Below are 1442 nucleotides of genomic sequence, written 5' to 3' on the forward strand. Positions count from 1 at the left end.
TGCCCCAGCCACCGTCGATGGCGATGGTGTTCTCGTCACTGGTGCTGTCACCGCCTTGCCGGCTGTCGCTGGCTTGCAGGCTGGCGGCCAGCGCCGCCAGGCCCTGTTCGCTGGGCAACTGGTGGCTGCGGTCATCGGGCTGTGCCCCTGCCACGGCGGGCTCGGCAGGCAGCTGTGCCTGGTGGGCCTGGGCGGTCTCGGCCAGGGTGTGCACCAGGTCCTGCGCGGTCTGCAGCGCCTGCAGCGGGTCGCGGGCCTGCAACTGCTGGCCCGCGCCGGTGCTGGGGGATTCCGCAAAGGCCGTGAGCAGCAGGCCGCTGCCACTGCGCAGGGCGCCATGGCCTTGGGTGAGCAGGTCCAGCCCATGGCCGCGCGGGGCCAGGCGCTGGTTGTCCTGCTGTTGCAGCAGGGCCCCCAGCTGCAGCTGGCTCACCAGCGTGGAGCTGCCCAGCTCGATGCGGGCGGCCTGGGGACTGTCGTCGAACACCAGCTGGCCGAAGCCGCCCTGGCCGCTGCTGGAGCTGGCCAGTTCCTGGCTCTTGTAGCCCAGCAGCACGGCCGGGTGCTGGTGGCCCTGGTGGGGGGCGGCATCGGCTTGCCCCGGGAACCAGGCCGGGGCCGCGCCCACAGCCCCGGCGGCGCCGGCACCCTGCTGGTTGCCCTGGGCGTCGTCGCTGCCCTGGCCGTTGTAGGCCACGGCGTGGACCACCGGGCGGTCGATGTCGCCGCCGACGAAGCCCACCACCACTTCCTGACCCAGCCGGGGGATGAAGACCGCGCCGTGGTTGGCGCCGGCGATGGATTGGCCCACGCGCACCCAGGTGAAGCTGGCTTCACTGGCGGGGGCATTCTCACCCGTGGGGTGCATCAGCCGGTGGCTGGCGTTGCCGCCGCGTTGCCAGTGGAACTGCACCTTGATGCGGGCGTCGCGGTCGGTGTGGATGGGGCCGCGGCTGCCCACGACCAGGGCCGTCTGGCTGCCGTGCACCGAAGGGCGTGGGGCCAGGCGGGCATCGGGCTGGGCCAGGTGGCGGGTTGAGCGGGGATCGAAGAGGTCCACTGTGGGGTCCATGCGCAGCGCCGTGGCACCCAGCGTGCCCCAGCGCCCGGGGCCATCGCCTGCGGGGGCCTGGGCCATGCGCAGCGGCGTGGCGGCTGGCTGCAGCAGCAGCGCGGCTTCGTGCAGCGGGTGGTCTTGCGCCAGATCTTCGGTGCTGCCTTCTCCTGGCTCGGCGGCTTCCGTGGCCGCCTCCATGGCCAGTTGGCGATCCAGGGCCCGCAGCCGGGCCCGGGCATCGGCCGAGAAGTTGTTGCGGGCGCGGTGCTGGCAGGCCAGGATGGCGAAGCGGTCGCGAAGGTCGTCGCTGCCATCGTGCAGCGGGTGGTCCACCAAGGTGAAGGTGGTGCCCGCTTCGGCACGGCGCCAGGGACCGTGGGCCAGG

Annotated in this window: 1 protein-coding gene; it reads right to left on the reverse strand. The window is 73.2% G+C overall.

What is annotated here, in order from left to right; translation table 11 throughout:
* Positions 1-1442, reverse strand: a 1442-nt coding sequence (locus tag KGA65_RS16445) for a type VI secretion system Vgr family protein (RefSeq protein WP_225864210.1), incomplete at both ends; no start/stop codon positions are given.

Source organism: Ideonella benzenivorans (assembly GCF_020387415.1).
GTDB classification, from domain to species: domain Bacteria; phylum Pseudomonadota; class Gammaproteobacteria; order Burkholderiales; family Burkholderiaceae_C; genus Ideonella; species Ideonella benzenivorans.